This window comes from Amycolatopsis kentuckyensis, from assembly GCF_041679295.1.
Lineage (GTDB): Bacteria > Actinomycetota > Actinomycetes > Mycobacteriales > Pseudonocardiaceae > Amycolatopsis > Amycolatopsis kentuckyensis_A.
The window spans coordinates 665,384-687,399 of the sequence record NZ_JBGDMD010000001.1 but is presented as its reverse complement, the minus strand read 5'-3'; the positions used below and the strand labels follow the sequence as shown (position 1 = coordinate 687,399).

The following is a 22,016-nucleotide window of genomic DNA, read 5'->3' as shown; positions in this document are numbered from 1 at the left end:
CGGACCGCAGTCCGGTTACGCAACCCCGTTGGAGCTGCTTCGCACGCCGCCGCCCAAGGAAAGGGCGGACGCCGCCCGCAACCGCGCCGCGATCCTGGACGCGGCGGGGCGGCTGTTCGCCGACCACGGCGTCGACGCGGTGTCGATGGACCAGGTGGCGACCGCCGCGGGCGTCGGGAAGGGCACCCTGTTCCGCCGCTTCGGCGACAAAGCGGGGCTGGCGGCCGCGTTGCTGGACGCCCGCGAACGGGTCCTCCAGGAGGCCGTCCTGCACGGGCCGCCCCCGGTGGGTCCCGGTGCCCCGCCCGCCGAACGCCTCGCCGCCTTCGCCGAGGCCTACCTCGGCTACCTGCTCGGCCACCTGCCGCTGGTCCGCATGTCGGAGAACGCGGCACCCGGTGCCCGGTACCGGATCGGCGCCTACCGGTTCTGGCACCGGCACGTGGCGCTCCTGCTCGACGGCACACCGGATCCCGAGCACACCGCCCACGCCCTGCTCGCCCCGCTCGCCGCCGAGCACGTGGCTGCGCTCCTGCCGGAACTCGGCGAAGACCGCATCAAGGCGGGCATCGCGCGCCTGTGGCAGCAGGCCGCCCCCTGAGCCGGAAAGAGGGCCCCACCCGCCGGCAAGGCCCTCTTTCGGTCACCCCTCCCAGGTCCAGTGGCGCACTTCGGGCAGATCCTCGCCGTGGGCGCGGATCCACCGCCGGTGTCTCCCCTGCGCCTCGGTCATCCGCTGCCGCAGCACGCCCGCCGTCGCGACCAGCCCCGGCACCCGGTCGATCACGTCGATCACCAGCTGGAACCGGTCCAGGTGGTTGAGCACCAGCATGTCGAACGGCGTGGTCGTCGTGCCGTGCTCGGTGTAGCCGCGCACGTGCATGCCCGCGTGGTTGGCGCGGCGGTAGGCCAGCCGGTGGATCAGCCACGGGTAGCCGTGGTACGCGAAGATCACCGGGCGGTCCGGGGTGAACAGCGCGTCGAACTCGCGGTCGGTGAGCCCGTGCGGGTGCTCGTCGGCCGGCTGCAGGCGCATCAGGTCGACGACGTTCACCACCCGGACCGCCAGGTCCGGCAGCTCCCGCCGCAACATCGAAGCCGCGGCCAGGACCTCCAGCGTCGGCGCGTCGCCCGCGCAGGCGAGGACGACGTCCGGCTCCCGCTCGACCCCGGTGCTCGCCCACTCCCAGATGCTGACGCCGCGCGCGCAGTGCAGCGCCGCCTGCTCGGCGTCGAGCCAATTCGGCGTGTCGTTCTTCCCCGCCACCACCACGTTCACGTAGTCCCGGCTGCGCAGGCAGTGCGCCGCGACCTCCAGCAGCGTGTTCGTGTCCGGCGGGAAGTAGACGCGCACGACCTCGGCGCTCTTGTTGGCGACGTGGTCGACGAACCCGGGGTCCTGGTGGGAGAACCCGTTGTGGTCCTGCCGCCACACGTGCGAGGTCAGCAGGTAGTTCAGCGACGCGATCGGGCGCCGCCACGGGATCTGCCGGTGCACCCGCAGCCACTTGATGTGCTGGTTCACCATCGAGTCGACGATGTGCGCGAACGCCTCGTAGCACGAGAAGAGCCCGTGCCGCCCCGACAGCAGGTAGCCCTCGAGCCAGCCCTGGCACAGGTGCTCCGAGAGCACCTCGATCACGCGGCCGTCCGGGGCCAGGTGCTCGTCGACCGGTTCGACCGCCGCTTGCCACTCCTTCGCGGTCACGTCGTACACCGCGTCGAGCCGGTTGGACGCCGTCTCGTCGGGGCCGAAGAGGCGGAAGTTCGCCCGGTCGGCGTTGAGCGCGAAGACGTCCCGCAGGAACCGGCCCAGCACCCGGGTCGGCTCGGCCTGGGTGGCTCCCGGCGAGGCGACCGGCACGGCGTGGGACGCGGTGTCCGGCAGCGTCAGCGGGCGCAGGAGCACGCCGCCGTTGGCGTTCGGGTTGGCGCCCATCCGCCGGTCCCCCGCCGGGATCATCGCGGTGACGTCGGCGACCGGACGGCCGGCTTCGTCGAACAACTCCGACGGGCGGTAGGACTGCAGCCAACCTTCCAGCTGCTTCAAGTGTTCCGGGTTGTGCCGGACCTCGGCCAGCGGCACCTGGTGCGACCGCCACGTGCCCTCGACCGGCAGACCGTCCACAACGGACGGACCGGTCCAGCCCTTCGGGCTGCGCAACACGATCATCGGCCACACCCCGCGCCGCTCGGCCAGGGTGGCGACCGCCGAGTCGAGTGCGGCGGCCATCGCGTGGTGCATCCGCTCCGGGTCGCTGCCTTCGACGTGGATGGGCTCGTAGCCGTACCCGCGCAGCAGCGCGTCCAGCTCGGCCGGCGGGATCCGCGACAGCACGGCCGGGTTGGCGATCTTGTAGCCGTTGAGGTGCAGGATCGGCAGCACGGCGCCGTCGCGGACCGGGTCGAGGAACTTGTTGGCGTGCCAGGACGTCGCGAGCGGGCCGGTTTCGGCCTCGCCGTCCCCGACGACGCACGCGACCACGAGACCGGGGTTGTCGAACGCGGCGCCGTACGCGTGGGCGAGCGAGTAGCCCAGCTCGCCGCCCTCGTGGATCGACCCGGGCACCTGCGGCGCCACGTGGCTGGGCACGCCGCCGGGGAAGGAGAACTGCCTGAACAGCTCCGCCATCCCGGCGGCGTCCCGGGTGACCTCGGGCCAGGCTTCGGTGTAGCTGCCTTCGAGCCACGTGTTCGCCAGCAGGGCCGGGCCGCCGTGCCCGGGCCCGGTGACGAGCATGGCGTCCAGGTCGTGGGTCAGGATCGCGCGGTCGAGGTGGGCGTAGACGAAGTTGAGGCCGGGTGAAGTCCCCCAGTGCCCGAGCAGTCTCGGCTTGACGTGCTCGGGGCGCAGCGGCTCGCGCAGCAGCGGGTTCGCCATCAGGTGGATCTGGCCGGCCGCGAGGTAGTTCGCGGCCCGCCAAAGGGCGTCCACCTGGGCGAGCTCGGTGCTGCCGAGGACCGCGGGCCGGGTGCCGAGGGCGGTCACGCCGTCCTCTCCGGGCGGACCACGAGCACCGGGCACCCGGCGTGCTGGACCAGGGCCTGGCTCGTGGAGCCGAGCAGCATGCCCGAGAAGCCGCCGCGGCCGCGGCTGCCGACCACGACGAGCTGGGCTTCCGCGCCGATGTCGAGCAGCGCGTGCCGCGGCCGGTCGCGGACGAGCACGCGGCGGATCTCGACGTCGGGGAACTTCTCCTGCCAGCCCGCGAGCCGCTGGGTCAGCAGCCGGTCTTCGTCCTGCTCAAGGGATTCCGGCTGGCTCGGGATCCGGGCGGTGCCCCGGGTGTCTTCGTGGGTGGTGTCGTTCCACGCGTGCACCGCGACGAGCGGCGCGCCGCGCAGCGACGCCTCCTCGAACGCGACGGCGATGGCCGGTTCGCTGTTCGGGCCGCCGTCGATGCCGACCGCGACCGGTCCGGTGGCCGGGATGGTCGTCGTGCCGTCGCGGCCGCGGACGACCGCGACCGGGCAGTGCGCGTGACTGGCGACCGAGGCCGCCGTGCCGCCGATCAGCATCCCGGCGAACCCGCCGGTACCGGTGTGGCCGACGACGAGCATCCGGGCGTGCCGGGATTCGTCGATCAGCAGCGGCACCGGCGGCTCGTTGGGCACCTCGGTCGTGATGACCAGCTCCGGGTCGACCGACGCCGCGAGGCTGCGGGCGTCGGTGACCGCGCGCTGCCCGTCGGCCACGATCGCGTCGAACAGCCGTTCCGCGCCGGCCCCGGTGAGGCCGCCGCCGTAGTAGAGGCCGGCCACCTGCAACCCGTGCACGATCCTGAGCTCGAGGTGCCGCAGGGAGGCGATCTCGGCGGCCCAGGTGACGGCGGCGGTCGACCCCGTCGAGCCGTCCACCCCCACGGTGATCCTCGGGTCGATGGCGGTCATCGTGTCTGCTCCTCACTCGCGTACGCGGTTTCGGCGGCGACGACACCCGGCACGGCGAGCGCCAGCAACTGGGCGACGTGCCGGTCCGAGTCGTCGTCGAACTGGTCGGTGATGTGCACGAACCCGTCGCCGACCTCGACCTGCCAGCGGCCGCTGCCGCCGTAGACCTCCAGACGGTGCTTGACGTCCCGGGCGATGTCGGCGTCCTCCCGCGCGAGCACGCGGACGACGTCGCCGCGGGTGACGATGCCGACGACGGCCGAGCCGTCGACGATCGGCATCGCGCGGATCCGGGCGTCCACCAGCGCTTGGCAGAGGTCGGCGACGTCGGTGCCGGTGCCCATGGCGGTGACGGGCGTCGTCATCAGGTCGCCGACGGTCTTTCCGGCGGTGGACTCGCGGGATTCGTGGGCATAGCGGGGGTCGGCCGGGATGCGGCCGCGGATCAGGTCGGCCTCGGTGACGATGCCGACGAGCCGGTCGTCGTCGTCCACCACGGGCAGTGCGGTGAAACCGTGCATGGACAGCAGCTCGGCTGCTTCCTTGGCGGACGTCCACGGGTGCACGGTGATCACCGGCGCGCTCATCAGGTCGCGTGCTCGCATCGGGTGTTCCTGCCTTTCGGGTCACTTTCCAACCTAGGAAGGCGGTGCCCTGGCGACCGCTGGCGTCGGTCACCGGTCGTGAGGACTTACGTCCTCTCGCGGGCGGGCGGCGTCCACAAAGGACCACGGTCGTGCCAGGCGACGGCCGGCTCCGCCGACCAGCGCGATCCCGGGCAGCGCCCGGCAGACCCGACGTCGTGGCGCGAGTCCGCACCATGGTCACGGCCGCGGCCGGACGACGGCCACCGGGCACGGCGAGTGCGCGATCAGGGCCTGGCTGGTCGAGCCGAGCAGCATGCCGGTGAACCCGCCGCGGCCGCGGCAGCCGACCACGATCAGCTGCGCGCGCTCGCCGCGGTCCAGCAGCGTGCGCACCGGGCGCCCGCGCGTGACGTCGAACTCGATCGGGAGGTCCGGGTACTTCTCCTGCCAGACCGCGACCTGCTGGGCGAGCTTGTCCCGTTCCGCCTGCTGGATGGCCCCCGGGTCTTCCTGCAGCGGGTGCGGGCGGAGCATGCCGTCGGCGAGGACGTCGCTCCACGTGTGCACCGCGATGAGCCCGGTGCCGCGCAGACGGGCTTCCTCGCAGGCGAACGCCAGCGCGACTTCGCTGTCCGGCGAGCCGTCGGCACCGACCACGACCGGCCCGGTGTCCGGTGGCGGGTCGTGCGGGGTGCGGCCGCGGACCACGACGATCGGGCAGTGCGCGTGCGCCACGATCGAAACCGCCGTCGAACCGACGAGCAGCCCGGTGAACCCGCCCAGTCCGCGCGAACCCAGCACGATCAGGTCCGCGTGCTGCGACTCCTGGATCAGCGCCGTGACCGGGCTCCACTCCCGCGCCGCGGTGACGATGTCGGCGCCGGGATGCGCTTCGAGCACCGCGGCCTCCGCTGCGGCGAGCCACTCCTCGGCACGCTGCGCGAGACCGGCGCGGACCTGCTCGTGGGTGCCGAACGCGACCGGCGCGCTCACCTGGGGCAGCGTGTAGACCTGCACCAGCCGCAGCGGGCGGCCGCGCCGGGCGGCTTCCCCGCCGGCCCAGACGGCGGCCCGCACCGCGGACGACGAGCCGTCGATTCCGGCGACCACCGCGCCGTCAACGAACGCGGACATGACCGTCCTCCTCGTGGATGTAGCGCTGAACCCGGTCGACGCGGGCACGCGCGCGGTCCTCGGCCGCCTGCTCCCCGCCAGCGGTCGGCACGACGGCGTCGGGACCGGGGAAGACCGTCGACACGTGATCGTCGGCCGTCCAGCGGACGACGTACGGCGGGGACCCGTCGGCCGAGTGGACCTCGAGGATCCGGCCGCGCTGTTCGGGCGCGTCGACCCGCGGGCCCTTGACGACGAGCCAGTCGCCCGGTTGTGCGTGCATGGACGTTCCTTTCAACTGTCCACAATGGATGATTCGGGCGCGGCGGGTGCCGGCGGGCGCCGCGAGTCCACTCGCCGGTCGGCCGCTGGAGAAGAGCCGGACGGGGACCCGCCGAAGTTCGTCCGAAAAGGACTCCGCGAGCTTCCGGGCCGGGTCGAGCCAGTGTCCCGTGTAGACGGCCACGCTTTCGGCGATTTCCCTGGTGGCTCCTGCCGGGTGGCCACCGCTACGAGGACCTTCATGTCCGCACCGAAGCTTCTTCCCACAGCTCGACGCCGACGACGCCGCAGATCGTCCTCGCCAGCGCGGTCACGACGCGGCGCTCGGCCTCGTCGACGTAGCCTCCGCGGATCGTCACCATCCCGCCGGCGACGGAGACCGTCCACCGGTCGCGGTGGCTGGAGTAGTCGGTCAGCAGCGCGTTGAGGTGCGAGGCGATCGTGTCGTCCTGGCGCACCAGCGGGCTGAGCATGTCGCGGCGGCTGACGATGCCGGCGAGCGCACCGTCGTCGTCGACCACAGGGATGCTGCGCAGCCGGTCGCCGAGCATGCGCCGGGCGATTTCGGTGACGTCGGTGCCGAGCTCCACGGTCTGGGCGGGGGTGGTCATCATCGCGCCCACCAGGACCTCGGCCGGCGGTCCTTCCCCGGCCACGCCGCTGCGCAGCGCGTCGGCTTCGGTGAACATCCCCAGGACGACGTCCTCCGCCCCGACCACCGGCAGGGCCGCGACGCAGTGCTCGGTGAGCAGCACGATCGCTTCCCGGACCGGAGTTCCCGGGCCCACCCGTACGACGGGCCTCGTCATGATGTCGCGTGCCTTCACTTCGGCTCCTTTCAGTGCACGATCGCGACCGGGCAGGGCGCGTGCGCGAGCAGGGCGTTCCCGGTCGAGCCCAGCACCCCGCCGGCGACCGGGCCCCGGCCTCGCGTGCCGACGACGACCAGCCGCGCGTCGGGAGCCGCGTGCCGCAGGGCCCGCTCCGGGACGCGGTCCTCGACGACCTGGGTGAAGACCTCGAGGTCCGGGTACCTGCCGGTCCAGCTCGCGACTCGTGCTTCGAGCTCCTGCCGCTCGGCGGGGTCGTCGCCGGCGTGCACGACCAGCAGCGGCGCCCGCGCCGCGTCGGCCGCGTCGAAGGCGAACCGCAGCGCGTGTTCGCTCGACTCGGACCGGTCCACCCCGGCGACGACGGGCCCGGTCCGGATCGGCTGGTGACCGGGGACCACGACGACGGGGCACGGCGCCTCCGCCGCCACGCGCAGGGCCACCGAGCCGACCAGCGCACCGCGCAGGCCGCCGAGCCCGTGGGACCCGAGGACGACGAGCGCGGCGTCGGCCGCCTCCTCGAGCAGCAGGTCGACGGCCAGACCGAGCCGGACCGCCGTCTCGACCCGGACCCCGGGGGCCCGGTCACGGGCGATTTCGGCGGCACGGCCGAGCCGGCGGTCGATGTGTTCGAGCAGCAGCTCGTCGTGCTGCCGCGGGGGCTCGTCGTCGAAGACGCACGCGTGCAGCAGCCGCAGCGTCGTGTCGCGGCGCGATGCCTCCCTCGCGGCCCAGCGAACAGCTTCGAGCGACGGCGCCGAGGCGTCGACGCCGACGAGCACCGGGCGGTTCCTGGTCGCGGTCATCGGGTCCTCCTGCGGTCCGGGGAGTCAGCATGAGCGGGGCGGGTACTCGCCGGTCAGAGCACGAAGTCCCTTTCGCCGGGGACCAAATCCGCCTGTCCTCGAAGCCCACGCCGAGCAGGTCCTGGCGATCCTCCAAGCCGGCCTCGACACCGGGAACGCGAGCTTCGAGTCCACCGCGCCCGGGTGGTCCTCCTGGGACGCCGGCCCACCTGCCGGCGCATCGGTTCACCGCCCTCGGCGGCGCCGACGACGTCCTCGGCCGGACCGCCGTCGCCGCGGTCTCCTCCCGGCGCTGCTCACCGCGCTGATCGCCTCGACCGAAGCCGCGGGTGTGTGGACCGTCCGGAGCGGGGTGTTCCCCGAGAACTCGGCGAGCCGGAAGCTGCACGAGCGGGCCGGGTTGCGGGAGGTCGGCGTCCGCCGGCGCATCGGGTGCCACCACGGCCGGTGGCGCGACGTCGTCCTGGTGGAACGGCGCAGCGCCGTGGCCGGCCGCACCGCTCAGGCCACGTCGTTCCAGACGTAGTCCAGGCGGTTGCGCACCTCCACCACGCCCGGCAGTTCCTGGATCAGCCGCGTCACCGGGTCTATGTCGCTCCGTCGCTCCACGCGGCCCACCACCGTCACGATGCCCGCGCGCACCTCGACGCGCACGCGGTCCGGGCCGAGGTTCAGCTGGTCGCGCAGCACCCGCTCGCGGACCTCGCGCTCGAGGTCCGCGTCACCGCGGGTGAACACGCGCACGAGGTCACGGCGGGACAGCACGCCCACCAGTTTCCCGTTGCGCAGCACGAACAACCGGCGCACGCCGGTGCGCGCGAACTTCGCCGCCGCGGTCGCCGGCGAGTCCTCGGATCCGATCGTCACGACCGGGCTGGTCATCAGGTCCTTCGCGGTGCACGCCGTCGCCTTGCGGGCCAGCCGGCGGTCGCGCCACCGGGGCTTCGGGTCCTCCCACAGGTGCGGGAGCAGGTCGGCTTCGGAGACGACGCCGACGAGCTCGCCCGTCTTGCCGAGGACGCCGACCGCGCTGATCCCGTTGCCGGTGAGCAGCTCGGCGATGTCCTTGAACGGCGTCTGCGGGGAGACGGTGATCGGGTCGGCGGTCATCACCGCGGAAACCGTGGTCATGGTGGTACTCCTTCAGGCGTTCTCGGTGCGGACGACCATCACCGGGCAGGCGGCGTGGTGGAGCAGGGCCTGGCTCGTCGAGCCGAGGACGAGGCCGGTGAAGCCACCGCGGCCGCGGCTGCCGACGACGACCAGCTGCGCGCCGTGGCTCGCCGCAAGCAGGCGGGCGCGCGGCTTGTCGTGCTCGACCCGGCGCTCGACGGGGACGTCCGGGTACTTCTCCTGCCACCCGGCGAGCCGCTGCGCGAGCAGCCGCTGACCGGAGTCCCGCAGGGATTCGCCCTGGAACGCGACGTTGCCGTCGCTGAACAAGCCGGCGGTGTCGCCGTCGTGCCAGGTGTAGAGGGCGACGAGCGGGGCGTTGCGCAGCGACGCTTCCTCGAAGGCCCACGCGATCGCCGCTTCGCTGAGCGGGCTGCCGTCGGCGCCCACGACCACCGGGCCGTCGACGCTTTCGGTCCCGCGCACGACGACGACCGGGCAGTGCGCCTTGGCGGCGAGGTCGACGTCGGGTGAACCGCTGAACAGGCCGGCGATCGGGCCGACGGGTTCCCCGGTGACGAGCAGCCGGCCCCGGCCGGACACCTCCAGCAGCGCGGGCGCCGGGCCGCGGGCACTGGCCTCGGTGGCGATCTCCAAGCCGGGGACGGCGGCTTCGAGGTTCGCGCGCGTCTGCCGCAGCAGCTGGTCGGCTTCCGCTTCCTTGACCGCGAGCCAGTCCGACGGCGGGTAGGCCTTGCCGCCGAACGAGGTGTCCTCGTAGCCGTAGGCGGTGAAGACGAGCAGCGAAGCGTGCCGGCGGGCCGCTTCCCCGGCCGCCCACAGCGCGGCCGCCCCGGCGCTCTCCGAGCCGTCCACGGCCACCACGATCGGCGGGTTTCCGGTTGCGCCCATGACGTTTCCCTCCGGGTTCCAGTTCGTGAACCCGACGGTAGGTCGCCCGCGAAGGCGGCCGCTGCGGTCGTTCGTCCCCGCGCCGAGTGACCTTCGGCCGCTCCTGGCCGCGGTTCCGCGATGCCGCCGGGCGAGTCATGCCCGGAGCACACCGCCGGCGGACGCCACGAGCGTGATCGGCCAGCGGACTTCCTCGATCTCGTCCGACGTTCGCCGGCGCGAAACGATGTCCCGCTGCTCGTCCGTCAACCGCCCGCCGGTGGCGATGCAGCACCGCACGATGGACCGCACCTCCGGGGTCGCCGAGTCCGGCCGCGGGTCCCGCTCCCACAGTTTGAGCGCGTGCAGCGCAGCGCGGCGCGACACGTCCGGGGCCGAGGCGTACCAGTGCCCGCCCATCCTGCCCGGTGGCGGATCGCCGGACGAGGGCACGCGCCGGCCGAGCCGCTTCTGCCGCACGCGTGCATCGAGGTACGAAGCGACCTCCTCGCGCCACACCGCGCGACTGGCCTCCAACGCGTCGAGCGCCCGCAGCAGAGCCGACTCGTGGTGCTGGTACGGCCCAGCCACCTCACCGAGGAAGCCCAACGTCGCCCGGTGGCCGATCGGGTGGTACCACCCCACGCACGAACACAACGCCGCGACCCGCCGGCCATGCGCCAGCCGCCCGTCACGCACCCTGCGCGCCCGCTCGGTGAACCCCATCGGCAGACCGTAACGATCACAGCGTCCCTCGGCCATCGGGTAAGTGACGCCGACGGCAGCGAACTGCGCCACGCAACCGGTTCGCCGGTTCACCTCCTCTTGCCCGAGGGTTTCGACGCTCGCCCTCCTGATCATTTCGGCAGCGCTGTACGCGCTGTTCGAACGCCGCGACCGGCTCTGAGCCCCACGCCCACCCTGGATTGATGGATTGATATAGTCATCAAACCAGGAGGTGCAGCCGATGCCCGCGAGGTCCCGCACGACCGAGCCGCTCTACCGGATCAAGGCCGACCTGTTCAAGTGCCTCGCGCACCCGACCCGCATCCAGGTGCTGGAGGTGCTGGCCGCCGCGGGCGACGAGGGCGCCCCCGTGACCAAGCTGCTCGACGTGACCGGGTGCGAGGCTTCCCAGCTCTCCCAGCACCTGGCCGTCCTGCGCCGGTGCGGGGTGGTCACCTCGACGCGCACCGGCAACGCCGTGGAGTACTGGCTCGCGCAGCCCGTCGTCGCCGAACTGCTCGTCGTCGCCCGCGCTTTCCTGCTGGCGAGCCTTCAACCGGGGTCGGATCAGCTTCGCCTGGCCCGCCGTCTGCCACCGCTTCCCGGGGCGAGCCCGCAGGCCGTTCTCGACGCTGTCGCGGAACGCGTGTGAGAGGACTCGAAGCGGTCAAAGCCCTGCTTCCCACCCGTGACGACTACGACTTCCGGCCTTCGGTCGTGCGGGTCGATGTGCTCGCCGGGGTGACCGTCGGGGTCGTGGCGCTCCCGCTGGCGCTCGCGTTCGGCGTCAGTTCTGGCGCCGGCGCCGCGGCCGGGCTCGTCACCGCCGTCGTCGCCGGGATCGTCGCCGCGGTCTTCGGCGGCTCGCCCGTCCAGGTGTCCGGGCCGACCGGGGCGATGGCCGTGGTGCTGGCGCCGGTCGTCGCGGCCCACGGGGCTTCCTCGGTGGCGCTCGTGTCGATCATGGGCGGCGTCCTCGTCCTCCTGGCCGGCGCGGCCCGGCTGGGCCGGCTGGTCGGTTTCCTGCCCTGGCCGGTCGTGGAGGGCTTCACGCTCGGGATCGCGTGCATCATCTTCCTGCAGCAGGTCCCGGCCGCCGTCGGCACGACCGCGGCCGCGGGGCAGAACCCGTTCCTGGCCGCGGTGGCGGCCGTGGCCGGCGCGGGGTCCGAGGTGGGCTGGACGGTGGCCACCGTCGCCGTGGTCGCGGTGATCATGCTCGTCCTGCCGCGGCTGCACCGCGGGCTTCCCGCGTCCCTGGTGGCGGTCGCCGTGGCGACCGTCGCCGTCGAGCTCCTGCACGTGCCCGTTCCGCGGATCGGGGCGCTGCCGAGCTCCATCGACGCCACCCTGCCGTCGTTCACGCCCGGCACGATCGGCGACCTGGCCGGCGGCGCCGTCGCGGTGGCCGCCCTGGCGGCGATCGAATCCCTGCTTTCGGCCCGGGTCGCGGTGGCGATCACCCGGGGCGGCCCGCCGGTCGGGCCGACGCGGCCGGACCGCGAGCTCGTCGGGCAGGGGCTGGCCTCGATCGTGAGCGGCCTGTTCGGCGGGATGCCGGCCACCGGCGCGATCGCGCGCACGGCGGTCAACGTCCGGTCCGGCGCGCGGACCCGGCTCGCCGCCGTGGTGCACGCCGTCGTCGTGCTCGCCGTGATCTACACCGCCACGGGGCTGGTGTCCCGGATCCCGCTGGCCGCGCTGGCCGGCGTCCTGATGGTCACCAGCCTGCGGATGGCGCCCGTCGGCACGATCCGCGACGTGGTCCGCGCGAGCCGGTCCAGCGCGGTGACCTTCGCCGTCACCGCGATCGTCACCGTGGCCGCCGACCTCATCCTCGCCGTCGAGATCGGCCTCGTCGTCGCGGCGTTCTTCGCCCTGCGGACCGTCGCCCGGGCCGCGGGGGCCCGCCGGGAGCCGCTGCCCGGTGCCGCCGCGGCCGGTGACGAGCACATCGCGCTGTTCCGGTTCGAGGGCGCCATGTTCTGGGGCGCGTCCGAACGCGTCCTGGCCGGGATCGCCGACGCCGCCGGCGACGTCCGCGTCGTGATCCTCCGGCTGTCCCGCCTGCACCTGCTCGACGCGACCGGCGCGCGGGCCCTCGGCGACACCATCGAGGAGCTCGAGGCGAGCGGGGTCACGGTGCTGGTCAAGGGCGTCCAGGAGCGCCACCGCCACGTGCTCGCCGCCACCGGCGCACTGGGCCGGCTCGGGCACGAAGACCACCTCTTCGCGAACCTCGACGACGCCGTCGCGCACGCCCGGTTCCACGCCCGGGCCGTCCCCGCTCCGTCGCCCGGCTGACCGTCGACGCGGCCGCGGTGCAACCCGGCGCACTGGTCGTCCCGTCCGGGAAGCGACGAGATCGAGGAGGTCCCATGCGAAAGCTGCCGGCCATCCCGGGCGTGCTCCTGCTCCTGCTGGGCGCCACCGCGTGCGGCCGCGACGAGCCGGGCGCCGGGGATGCGCTCTGCTCCCCGTCGTACGCACCCGGGGAGCTCGTCGTCGACGGCCCGCAGTACCCGGCGCTCCCCTCCGGCCTGCCGAGTGCCCCGGGCCGCACCCCGGCCGAAACCCGCACCACGGACGCCGCCGCGATCGGGAAGGTCGCCGCGGCCGCGTGCGGCCTGCCCACCCCACCGTCCGACGTCGCCTGCACCCTCGAACTCGGCCCGAGCTACGAACTCCGTTTCCGCGACGCCCAGGGCCGGACCACGACTCTCACCGCCGAGGGCTACGGCTGCCAGTTCGTCGAAGGACTCGGTTCCCGCCGGTTCGACGCGAAACCCCTTTGGGAAGCCCTGCTCGCGGCCGGTCTGCCCGCCCCACCGCCCCGCTGAACCGCCGCCAGAGCAGCTTGTCCGCCTCCACCACCGCGAACGCCACCACGGCGGCCACCAGCACCCACAGCCACGACGCCGCACTCACCGGCGCGGTGTGGAACGCCGTGTTCATGACCGGAAGGTACGTCAGCACCAGCTGCAGCCCGGCCGTCAACCCGAGCCCCAGTGCGAACATCCGGCTGTGCCCCGGCCACGCGCGCAGCACCGGGCGGTCGAGCGAGCGGCAGCTGAGCAGGTAAGCGGCCTGGACGCCGACGAACACGTTGATCGCGGTGGTCCGCGCCTGCTCGATCGCCGCGCCCGAGCCGAGCTGCAGGCGGTACGCGGCGAACGCGGCCACCACCTGCAGGAGCGAGACGAGGACGACCCGGCGCAGCAGCGCCGCGGTGAACAACGGCCGTGAAGGCGGTCTCGGCGGGCGCCGCATCACGCCGGCCTCCGTCGGCTCGAACGCCATCGTCAGCCCCAGGAACACCGCCGTCGTCATGTTGATCCACAGGATCTGCACCGGCACGATCGGCAACGTCGCGCCGAGCACGATCGCCACCAGCACGACCATGCCCTCGCCGATGTTCGCCGGCAGCGTCCACGCGATGAACTTCCGCAGGTTGTCGAACACCCCGCGGCCCACCCGCACGGCCGCTTCGATCGACGCGAAGTCGTCGCCGGTCAGGACCATGTCCGCGGCCTGGCGGGCGGCGTCCGTCCCGCCGGCGCCCATCGCGACCCCGATGTCCGCGCGGCGCAGCGCCGGGGCGTCGTTCACCCCGTCCCCGGTCATCGCGACGACGTGCCCGTCCCGCTGCAGCGCCTGCACCAGTTCGAGCTTCTGCCCCGGCGACACGCGCGCGAACACGCTCGTGTCCGCCACGGCGTCGTCGAACTCCGCCGGCGGCAGCCGCGTCAGGTCGGTTCCGGTGAGCACCCGCGGCGAATCGGCGAGACCCACCGCGCCGGCGACCGCGAGGGCCGTCCCGGCGTGGTCGCCGGTGATCATCTTGACGTCGACGCCCGCGCTGCGGCAGGCCTCGACCGCGGTGATCGCCTCCGGTCGCGGTGGATCCTGCATCGCTTGCAGGCCGAGCAAAACCGGCGCCGGCGTGAGCCGGGCGAACGCGAGCACCCGCAGCCCCTGCCCGGTCAGCGTCCGGTGCAGCCGGTCGAGCGCGTCCCGGTCGAGCGGACGTTCGCCGCCTCCGGGCCGCAGCTCGGTCTCACAGCGGGCGGCGACCTCTTCGACGGCACCCTTGAGGTAGGCGGTTCCCTTGTGGACAGTGGTCATCGTCCGGGTTTCGGACTCGAACGGGACGGTCTCCGTGCGCGGCGCGGCGGCCCGGAGCGCGGCCGGATCCAGCCCCGCTTCGACCGCCGAGGCGAGCAGCGCGATCTCCGTCGGATCACCCTCGTCGAGCTGGGCGTCGTTGCACAGGACGCCGGCGACGAGACACTCCCGCAGCGCGCTTCCCGCCCGTGCCAACGGAACCAGCTCGCCCGCCGCCGCCAAGGTCGTCACGGTCATCCGGTTGCGGGTCAGGGTGCCGGTCTTGTCCGTGCAGATCACCGTCGTGCCGCCGAGGGTCTCGACCGCGGGCAGGTGCCGGACGATCGCGCCGCGCCGGGACATCCGCACGACGCCGATGGCCAGCACGATCGCCACCGCGGCCGGCAGGCCCTCGGGGATCGCGCCGACGGCGAGGGCGACGACGGCGGTGAACATCTCCGGCGCCGGCGTGCCCCGCACGACGCCGAGCGCGAACGCCCCGGCCGAGACCGCGACGATCACCACGCTCAGCCGGCGCGAGAACCGGGCCAGCTTGCGCGTCAACGGCGTCGTGACGACTTCGGCGGTGGCCACCAGGTGCTGGATGTCGCCCAGCTGCGTCGCGCCGCCGGTCGCGGTGACCAGGCCGCGCGCCTGGCCGCGGGTCACCAGCGTCCCCGAGTACGCCGAGCCGGTGCGGTCGGCGACCGGGGCCGGCGCGGGTACCGGGTCAGCGGACTTGACCACCGGCACCGACTCCCCGGTCAGCGCGGACTCGTCGACCTCGGCCAGGTGCACCTCCGCCAGCCGGACATCGGCGGGCACACGGTCACCGGCGGCGAGCTCCACGACGTCACCCGGCACCAGCCGCGCGGCGGGGATCCGCCGCGGAACGCCGTCGCGGACGACGGTCGCCTCGACCGGGACCATGGTGGACAGCGCTTCCAGGGCCCGCTGCGCCCGCGACTCCTGCACGAACCCGACGACGGCGTTCAGCAGCACGACCCCGGCGATCACCCCGGCGTCGACGTGCCCGCCGAACACCCACGTCACCACGCCCGCCAGCATCAGGACGTAGATGAGCGGGTTGTGGAACTGCACGAGGAACCGCCGGAGCGGCCGCGGTCCGGCGGGAACGCTGACGGTGTTGGCTCCGAACCGGCGCAACCGCGCTTCGGCTTCTTCGGCGCTCAGCCCGCGTCGCGGATCGACGCCCAGCCGCTCGGCGACCGCGGCCACCGGGAGCGCGTGGAACTCGTTCGTGTCCATCACCGTTCCGGAGCTCACCGCGCCGCCTCCCGTCTTTCGTCGTCCGTTCCGCGGGTCGCCGCGGCCAGCCGGGCGGCGAACACCACCGGGGTCTCGCTCACCCGGTGCCGCAGCCGGGTCAGGTCCGCGCGGACCTCGGCCGGCGAGCCGCACACCCGCGTCACCGTCTCGATCTGGAAGCGCAGGAACTCCGGAACGACTTTTCCGGTCCGCGCGTCCAGCAGCACGAACTCTTCCTCCACGCCGATCGTCAAGCCCCTCACGGCGATCAGGAGACGACGCGGCCCAGGGCCGCACCCCACGCTTCGGCCCGCTCGAGCTCACCGGGCTTCGGGCCGGCGTCCGCCGGCTCGGTTTCGACGAAGAAGCTCTCGGCGGGCAGGACGAGCAGGCAGCCCCGCCGGCGCAGCCGCTTGGCCTCACCGAGCGACGCGGCCCCGGTGAGCAGGCGCGGCTTTTCCAGCCGGGTGTCGAAGGTCGCGGCCGGCAGCTTCGCCGGCACGGACTCGAGGGAGTCCAGCCAGTCGCGCACGCCGGTGTGCGACCGGGTGGGCTGCGCGGTCTGGTCGGCGGCCGCCTTCCGCGTCGCGGCGCGGCTCATGGCGTGCGCGTGGGTCGGGCCGCCGACGACGAGCAGACCGACCCCGGTCAGGTCCCGCGGCGCTTTGTCGACGTTGACCACCTCGACCGGGCCGGCCCCGGCCAGTCCCTTGCCGATGGCCCCGGCGATCTCTTCGGTGGCGCCGAACATCGATTCGAAGACGACGAGGATCCGCATCTCCGCTCCTTCCGGTGGTCCAGCCCAGCAAATCGCGCCACGACGGGTGGCGACCGCCGGCGAACGCCACCGGCACCGGGGACCTCGGTCACCGGCCGGAGGGACCATCTGCTCTCACCGCCCGGGGAGCCCGCGCGGTGAGACTGCGGACCCGAGCGCCCGCCCCGGCGATCGCCTCCGCGGCGCTCTTCGCGGGCACGCGGCCGGCGAAGCTCGCGTACCAGGCCGATGAGCGTCCCTGAGCCGGCACCGCTGCCGCGCGCTGCTCGCCTCAGCCGGCGGGCAATCCGGCCGAGGTCAAGCTGACGGCCTGCCCTCGCTCGTCCCCAGCGCGAAGCCCAGCTCCCGGCCTCGTTCCCGCAGGTCCTCCCGGGCGTCCGGGTGGGCGACGTGGTCGACGATCTGCCGGGCCTGCTCGCTCGCGTCGTGCCCCCAGATGGTCGCGACGCCTTGCTCGCTGACCAGGAAACTGTGCTGGAACGACGTCACCGGACCGGCCAGCCGGGGCACGACCGTCGACACGTCCGCCTTCGGGTGCCAGGACGGGAGCGCGATGATCGCCCGGCCGCCCGGAGAATGCAGCGCGCCGACCACGAAGTCCGTCTGCCCGCCGAACCCCGAGTAGATCGCCCCGCGCACCCGGCTGGCGTTGGCCTGGGCGAACAGGTCGACCTCCAGGGCGCTGTTGACCGAGACCAGGCCGCGCTGCCGGGCGATCACCGCCGGGTCGTTGGTCTTCTCGGTCCGCAGCAGCCGGACCCGGGGGTTGCGGTCGACCCACTTGTACAGCTCGGTGCTGCCGAACACGAACGACGCCGTCACCGGCTCGGCCGGGTCGAGCGCCCCGGCCCGGTCGAGCGCGAGCACGCCGTCGCTGAACATCTCCGACCACACCGCGAGCCCCTTGCGGCCGGTCAGCGCCGCCAGCGTCGCGTCGGGGATCCCGCCGATGCCCAGCTGCAGGGTCGCTCCGTCGGCGACCAGGGTGGCCACCCGGTCGCCGATGGTCCGGGCGGTGCCGCCCAGCTCGCGCGGAGCCGGCGACGTCAGCGGTTCTTCGGCTTCCAGGGCGTAGTCGACCTCGTCGACCGGCAGGACGCCGTCGCCGTGGGTGAACGGCATGTTCGGGTTGAGCTGCGCGATCACCAGGCCGCCGCGGGCCCGGACGGCTTCGATCGCCGCGGGCAGGATGTTGACCTCGGTGCCCAGCGACACGACACCGTCCACCGGCACGGAGGTGTGCACCAGCACGACGTCCGGCGGCAGCGCCTGCTTGAGCAACTGCGGCACGAGCGACAGGCGCGACGGGAAGTACCGCAGCCCGGCCCGGCCCCGCATGCCCGGGCCCACGAATGGCGTCTCCAGCAGCACGCCCGGCCGGTCCGGGACACCGGCCCGGGCGTTCAGCGCGAACAGCCGGTACTCCGCCAGGGCGGCGTCCAGCACTGCCACCGCCCGCGACGGCATCGCGAAGTTGCCGCTGACGACCACTCTCGGCTGCGGCGCGGCGACGCCGGCCAGCACCGCGCTCAGCTGGTTCTCCGACAAGACGCGCATCAGCGATCCTCCGTGCGGATTCCGTTGTTGTCCGGAGTGGCCGAAACGATCTTCGCATCGACCGTCCACGGCGTAGATCGCGACCCCGGGCCCGCCCGGGCGGGCGGCTTCCCCAGTGGCTTGCGGGTGCGGCCGGTTCACGGGACGGACCGGCGTCGTGGTCGGCCGCACCCCCGACCTGCGCTCGGTCTGGGGCGAGTTCGGCCCCGGCGACGCCCGGCTCGTCCCCGGCTACCGGCTCGACGTCGCCCCGAAAGCTGGGGGTGCCACCGTGCTCGGCGAGCCGGCGCCCGAGAAACGCGGCCGCGCCATCCGGCTGGTGAAGCGGCACCGAGCCGAGCCGTCCCCGCCCGGGCGCAAGCCGCGGCGCGCTGTCGGCCACCGAGCTGCACGACCTGCCGGCCCGAGCGCCGGCCGGACACGTGACCTCGGACCTTCGATCCGCTGCCTCCATGCAGCGCGACGGTGAACAGGACGGCGCTGTCGGCGAACGCGGTCAGCCCGGTGCCGGTCCGCCGACCACGGCGAGCCCGGCGACCGAACGCGGCACACCGCACAACGGTTCTCAAGACGAGGCCGTCGGTCCTCGGCCGCCTCTCGCGGGCTACGGCTTCACCGGGGCGGAGACGTCGTCGGCCAGCGGGAACTCCCACGTGACGATCGTTCCCCCGGCCGGGCGGCCGACGACCGTGAGGGAGCCACCGGGTCCGGCCCGGCCGGCCAGGTCCTCGTCCGGCGACGCCGGGGCGCCGTCGTCTTCGATCTGGGCGAAGAGGCAACCCGGGACGGGTTCCGGCCGCAGTTCGACGGTGACGGTCACGTGGCGGGCCCCCGATCGGCGGGCGACCCCGGCCAACACGGCGTCCAGGACCGACATCAGCCGGTCCCGGACCGGCCCGCGCAGCGCGGTGTCGAGCCGGCTGTCGAGCCGCGAGGTCATCGCGAGGTCCGAGGCTTCGGCCGCCGCGTCGACGAGGTCCTGGATGCGCCGGTGCAGCGCCCGCTCGCGCGCGGGTCCGGTGTGGATGGCGAACACCGCCGAGTTCAGCTGCTGGATGACCTCGTCGATCGCCAACGCGGCCTCGCGCACCCGGCGCGCGGCGGCTTCGCGCCGGCTGATCTTGAGCGCGGCGGTCAGCCCCGTGGCGATCGTCGAGAGCCGGCCGACGACCGCGGTGTTGAGCTCGCGCGCGATGCGCTCCCGGTCGTCCAGCACCGACAGGAGCACCGCGTCCCGGCGCCGCTCCGCCAGTTCCAGGACGATCGCGGCCTGGGCGGCGAACAGCTCCAGCGACCGGACGACGCTGGTCGGGGTGATCGGGTGCCCCGGGGCGTTGACCACGGCCAGGACCCCGCGCACGGCGTCCGGCGGCCCCAGCGGCACCCCCAGCGCGGCCCCGACGGCCACCTCGGGCCCGAGTCCCGCGGTCCGCGCGGCCGGCGACGCGTCCTCGCTGATCACCGAGCGGCCGGTCCGGAAGACCCGAACGCTCAGCGGCTCCGGTCCGGCGGCGCCGGTCAACGGCAGCCGCAGTGACCGGTAGGCATCGGCCTGCGCACCCGCCGCGGCGGCGACGACGAGGTGCGCGCGGTCGTCGTCGGGCACCAGGACGAGCGTCTGGTCGACCCCGGCGATGGACCGCGCCCGGGCCGCGATCAGCTCCAGCACATCCTCGGCCGGCGCGTCGGCCAGCACCGCGGCGGTGATGCCGGCGGCCGCGGCCAGCTGCTCGTTGGCCTGGTGCAGTTCCTGGCTGCGGGCGAAGACCTCCGCCTGCATCGCCTGCCGCTCACCCGCCCCGGCGCCGTTCGACGGCAGCCGCTCCAAGAAGTGGGTCACCTCTTCCACGCGGTGCAGGATCCCCCGCACCGAGCCGTCCTCGCCGAACACGGGTCCGTTCACCGTGCTCCAGAAGCGCTGCTCGACCACCCCGGGCTGCCCGGCCACGGCGACGTCGTAGCGCTGCAGCGGCATGACGTGCCGCTGCCCGGTCGCCAGGACGCGATCCAGCGATGCACGCAGGGTCCGGGCCCCGCGGGGGTCGTCGGGGTTGTCGGGGAAGGCGGTGAACACATCCTGCCCGACGAGCTCCTCGCGACCGCGGCCGGAAACCTCCAGATAGGCGTCGTTCACGGCGAGGAAAACCAGCTCCCGGGACAACACCGCCATCGGTGACGGGCCCGCCAGGAACACGGCGGTGAAGTCCACGAACTGCTCCATCACGCCTCGTTCCCGCACCGGGCAGCCGGCATGTCCGGCCTCGACGCACCCGGTTCGACCGTCTGCATGTTTAGCACCACCGGAGCACCGCGCGCACTTCCGTACCGCCGTCCGGGGATATCGCCTCGTGGTGCGAAAATCGCCACCAACGGGGCCGTTTCCGATGGCCGATCGCCTTGCAGCTTTCCGGTGTTCCGCGATTGAATCCGGTATGACGATCGGACGAATCGCGATACTCGTCACCTGCGTGCTGGTGGCGGGTCTGGGCGGGTGGCTGGCGATCCTGCGGTGGGATGACGCCAACAAAGTCGCCACATCGGTGTCAGCCCTCGGCGCGGTCGCCGCGGTCGGTGTGGCGGTGTGGGCAGTGGTGCGCGCCCCCGGAACCGGAAGATCGATCGTGGTTTCGGAAACCGGTCGAGCGAATGCGACTTCCCACGGCAAAGCGGTGACGGGTGTCTCCGCCAAAGCGGGCAAGGACGTCGGCTCGATACGAATGGAACGTACGGGCGACGCACAGGCGTCCGGAGGTGGGGACGCCGTGAGCGGCGTAGAGCTGGACTGATGACGGCGCACGGGAAACGGGTGACGGTGACCGGCAGCGGCTCCGCGACCGCTACCGGCGGCTACGCCAATTCCGGCGTCCACACGGGTGATGTCAACCTGCTGACGGGTACCCCGGTGCGAACCCGGTACCGCCGGCAGGTCAAGCGGATCGCCCCGGTGCGGCTGATCGGGCGAAGTGCGGAGCTGGCCCGCTTGGCCGAATTCTGCACCGCGAAGACGACGGCAGGCACCTACCTTTGGTTGCGCGCGAAGGCGTGGTCGGGCAAATCGGCGTTGACCTCCTGGTTCGTCTTGCACCCCCCGGCGGGGGTGCGGGTGGTGTCGTTCTTCGTCACCGCGCGGCTGGCGGCTCAGAACGACCGCGGCGCCTTCATCGACAACGTGCTGGAACAGCTGCTGGCGCTGCTGGACGAGAGCCCGCCCAGCCTCCTGACCGAGTCGAACCGCGAAGCGCACCTGCTCGGCCTGCTCGCCGAGGCGGCCGAAGCCTGCGAACGTCGCGGTGAACGGCTCGTTCTGCTGGTGGACGGATTGGACGAGGATCGAGGAGTCCACGACGGTCCGGACGCGCACAGCATCGCCGCCCTGCTTCCCGCCGAACCGCCCGCCGGAATGCGGGTCGTCGTCACGGGGCGGCCGAATCCCCCGATCCCGTCGGACGTGCCCGCGCACCACCCCCTGCGGAACGAGGCCACGATCCGGCCGCTGACTCCCTCGCCGGAAGCGCGGGCCATCCAGGAAGAGACCCAGCGCGAACTGAAGAGGCTGCTGCGCGGGACGGTCGCGGAACAAGATCTGCTCGGCCTGGTCGCCGCGGCCGGCGGCGGGTTGTCCACGGCGGATCTCGCGGAGCTGACGGGCTGGTCGGAATGGGAGGTCGACGATCGGCTGCGCACCGTGACCGGGCGCAGCTTCACCACCCGCGACAGCCACTTCCGGGCCGACGGGCCCGATGTCTTCCTGCTGGGTCACGAGGAGCTGCAGGTCACGGCGTTGACGATGCTGGGGCCTCGCCGGGTGGCGGGCTACCGCGACCGCTTGCACACCTGGGCCGGGCAGTACCGGGTACGGCGCTGGCCCGCGGACACGCCGGAATACCTGCTGCGCGGCTACTTCCGCATGCTCCAGGCGGCCGGCGACGGGCAGCGGATGACAGCCGTCGCCATCGATCCCGCTCGGCAGGATCGGCTGCGCGCCCTTTCCGGAGGTGACGCCGGAGTCCTGTCCGAGATCACCACGACCCAGGACACCATCGCGGCGGAAGATAACCGGATCTGATCG

Annotated in this window: 22 protein-coding genes; 7 read left to right on the top strand and 15 right to left on the bottom strand. The window is 73.4% G+C overall.

The window, feature by feature from the left end:
- Positions 1-28: 28 nt before the first annotated feature.
- Positions 29-601, top strand: coding sequence for a TetR/AcrR family transcriptional regulator (locus tag ACERZO_RS03140; protein WP_372662902.1), 573 nt, complete (start codon positions 29-31; stop codon positions 599-601).
- Positions 602-643: 42 nt separating this feature from the next.
- On the opposite strand, the gene ACERZO_RS03135 is transcribed toward ACERZO_RS03140, so the two are convergent.
- The 7 genes from ACERZO_RS03135 to ACERZO_RS03105 form a co-directional block, all read right to left on the bottom strand.
- Positions 644-2,989: a phosphoketolase family protein gene (locus ACERZO_RS03135; RefSeq protein ID WP_372661342.1), complete on the bottom strand. Its 2,346-nt coding sequence runs from the start codon at positions 2,987-2,989 to the stop codon at positions 644-646.
- The gene (locus ACERZO_RS03130) at positions 2,986-3,891 is read right to left on the bottom strand and encodes a universal stress protein (protein WP_372661339.1); all 906 of its coding nucleotides are present in this window, start codon (positions 3,889-3,891) and stop codon (positions 2,986-2,988) included. The genes ACERZO_RS03135 and ACERZO_RS03130 overlap by 4 nt, the downstream gene beginning before the upstream one ends.
- Positions 3,888-4,496, bottom strand: a complete 609-nt coding sequence (locus tag ACERZO_RS03125) for a CBS domain-containing protein (RefSeq protein ID WP_372661336.1) — start codon at positions 4,494-4,496, stop codon at positions 3,888-3,890. Before ACERZO_RS03125 ends, ACERZO_RS03130 begins: the two co-directional genes overlap by 4 nt.
- A 219-nt stretch (positions 4,497-4,715) precedes the next feature.
- Positions 4,716-5,612 carry a universal stress protein gene (locus ACERZO_RS03120; protein ID WP_372661333.1) on the bottom strand — a complete coding sequence of 299 codons (897 nt, stop codon included), beginning with the start codon at positions 5,610-5,612 and terminating at the stop codon, positions 4,716-4,718.
- Complete coding sequence (locus tag ACERZO_RS03115) at positions 5,596-5,874, bottom strand: DUF1918 domain-containing protein (RefSeq protein ID WP_372661330.1); 279 nt, start codon at positions 5,872-5,874, stop codon at positions 5,596-5,598. The genes ACERZO_RS03120 and ACERZO_RS03115 overlap by 17 nt, the downstream gene beginning before the upstream one ends.
- Positions 5,875-6,112: 238 nt before the next feature.
- Positions 6,113-6,700, bottom strand: coding sequence for a CBS domain-containing protein (locus ACERZO_RS03110; protein ID WP_372661327.1), 588 nt, complete (start codon positions 6,698-6,700; stop codon positions 6,113-6,115).
- An 11-nt stretch (positions 6,701-6,711) separates the two neighbouring features.
- A complete protein-coding gene (locus tag ACERZO_RS03105) occupies positions 6,712-7,509 on the bottom strand; it encodes a universal stress protein (protein WP_372661324.1) in 798 nt (265 codons plus the stop codon).
- A 331-nt stretch (positions 7,510-7,840) separates the two neighbouring features.
- On the opposite strand from ACERZO_RS03105, the gene ACERZO_RS03100 reads away from it, so the two are divergent.
- On the top strand, positions 7,841-8,035 hold the full coding sequence (locus ACERZO_RS03100) for a GNAT family N-acetyltransferase (RefSeq protein ID WP_372661321.1): 195 nt from the start codon (positions 7,841-7,843) through the stop codon (positions 8,033-8,035).
- Here ACERZO_RS03100 and ACERZO_RS03095 read toward each other — a convergent pair.
- The 3 genes from ACERZO_RS03095 to ACERZO_RS03085 all read right to left on the bottom strand — a co-directional run bounded on the left by ACERZO_RS03095 (position 8,011) and on the right by ACERZO_RS03085 (position 10,239).
- Positions 8,011-8,640: a CBS domain-containing protein gene (locus ACERZO_RS03095; protein WP_372661318.1), complete on the bottom strand. Its 630-nt coding sequence runs from the start codon at positions 8,638-8,640 to the stop codon at positions 8,011-8,013. The genes ACERZO_RS03100 and ACERZO_RS03095 overlap by 25 nt on opposite strands.
- 12 nt (positions 8,641-8,652) lie before the next feature.
- Entirely contained in the window at positions 8,653-9,534 is an 882-nt protein-coding gene (locus ACERZO_RS03090) for a universal stress protein (RefSeq protein ID WP_372661315.1), read from the bottom strand.
- 135 nt (positions 9,535-9,669) lie between these two features.
- Entirely contained in the window at positions 9,670-10,239 is a 570-nt protein-coding gene (locus ACERZO_RS03085; protein WP_372661312.1) for a hypothetical protein, read from the bottom strand.
- A gap of 241 nt (positions 10,240-10,480) precedes the next feature.
- Between ACERZO_RS03085 and ACERZO_RS03080 the strand changes: the two genes are divergently transcribed.
- From ACERZO_RS03080 to ACERZO_RS03070, 3 genes are all read left to right on the top strand, one after another.
- Complete coding sequence (locus ACERZO_RS03080; protein WP_372661309.1) at positions 10,481-10,891, top strand: ArsR/SmtB family transcription factor; 411 nt, start codon at positions 10,481-10,483, stop codon at positions 10,889-10,891.
- Entirely contained in the window at positions 10,888-12,543 is a 1,656-nt protein-coding gene (locus tag ACERZO_RS03075) for a SulP family inorganic anion transporter (protein ID WP_372661306.1), read from the top strand. Before ACERZO_RS03080 ends, ACERZO_RS03075 begins: the two co-directional genes overlap by 4 nt.
- Before the next feature lie 74 nt (positions 12,544-12,617).
- Complete coding sequence (locus ACERZO_RS03070; protein WP_372661304.1) at positions 12,618-13,079, top strand: hypothetical protein; 462 nt, start codon at positions 12,618-12,620, stop codon at positions 13,077-13,079.
- On the opposite strand, the gene ACERZO_RS03065 is transcribed toward ACERZO_RS03070, so the two are convergent.
- The 5 genes from ACERZO_RS03065 to ACERZO_RS03045 all read right to left on the bottom strand — a co-directional run bounded on the left by ACERZO_RS03065 (position 12,961) and on the right by ACERZO_RS03045 (position 20,168).
- Positions 12,961-15,630: a cation-translocating P-type ATPase gene (locus ACERZO_RS03065; RefSeq protein WP_372661300.1), complete on the bottom strand. Its 2,670-nt coding sequence runs from the start codon at positions 15,628-15,630 to the stop codon at positions 12,961-12,963. The two genes, ACERZO_RS03070 and ACERZO_RS03065, sit on opposite strands and share 119 nt — an antisense overlap.
- Positions 15,627-15,875 carry a hypothetical protein gene (locus tag ACERZO_RS03060; protein WP_372661298.1) on the bottom strand — a complete coding sequence of 83 codons (249 nt, stop codon included), beginning with the start codon at positions 15,873-15,875 and terminating at the stop codon, positions 15,627-15,629. Before ACERZO_RS03060 ends, ACERZO_RS03065 begins: the two co-directional genes overlap by 4 nt.
- Before the next feature lie 5 nt (positions 15,876-15,880).
- On the bottom strand, positions 15,881-16,390 hold the full coding sequence (locus tag ACERZO_RS03055; RefSeq protein WP_372661296.1) for a flavodoxin family protein: 510 nt from the start codon (positions 16,388-16,390) through the stop codon (positions 15,881-15,883).
- 297 nt (positions 16,391-16,687) lie between these two features.
- Positions 16,688-17,947, bottom strand: coding sequence for an acetyl-CoA hydrolase/transferase family protein (locus tag ACERZO_RS03050; protein ID WP_372661293.1), 1,260 nt, complete (start codon positions 17,945-17,947; stop codon positions 16,688-16,690).
- A 604-nt stretch (positions 17,948-18,551) separates the two neighbouring features.
- Positions 18,552-20,168 carry a PAS domain-containing protein gene (locus ACERZO_RS03045; RefSeq protein WP_372661290.1) on the bottom strand — a complete coding sequence of 539 codons (1,617 nt, stop codon included), beginning with the start codon at positions 20,166-20,168 and terminating at the stop codon, positions 18,552-18,554.
- 163 nt (positions 20,169-20,331) lie between these two features.
- Here ACERZO_RS03045 and ACERZO_RS03040 point away from each other — a divergent pair, with 163 nt between their 5' ends.
- Together ACERZO_RS03040 and ACERZO_RS03035 are read left to right on the top strand one after the other, a co-directional pair.
- On the top strand, positions 20,332-20,733 hold the full coding sequence (locus tag ACERZO_RS03040; protein ID WP_372661287.1) for a hypothetical protein: 402 nt from the start codon (positions 20,332-20,334) through the stop codon (positions 20,731-20,733).
- Positions 20,733-22,013, top strand: coding sequence for a hypothetical protein (locus tag ACERZO_RS03035; RefSeq protein ID WP_372661284.1), 1,281 nt, complete (start codon positions 20,733-20,735; stop codon positions 22,011-22,013). The genes ACERZO_RS03040 and ACERZO_RS03035 overlap by 1 nt, the downstream gene beginning before the upstream one ends.
- Positions 22,014-22,016 lie beyond the last annotated feature (3 nt).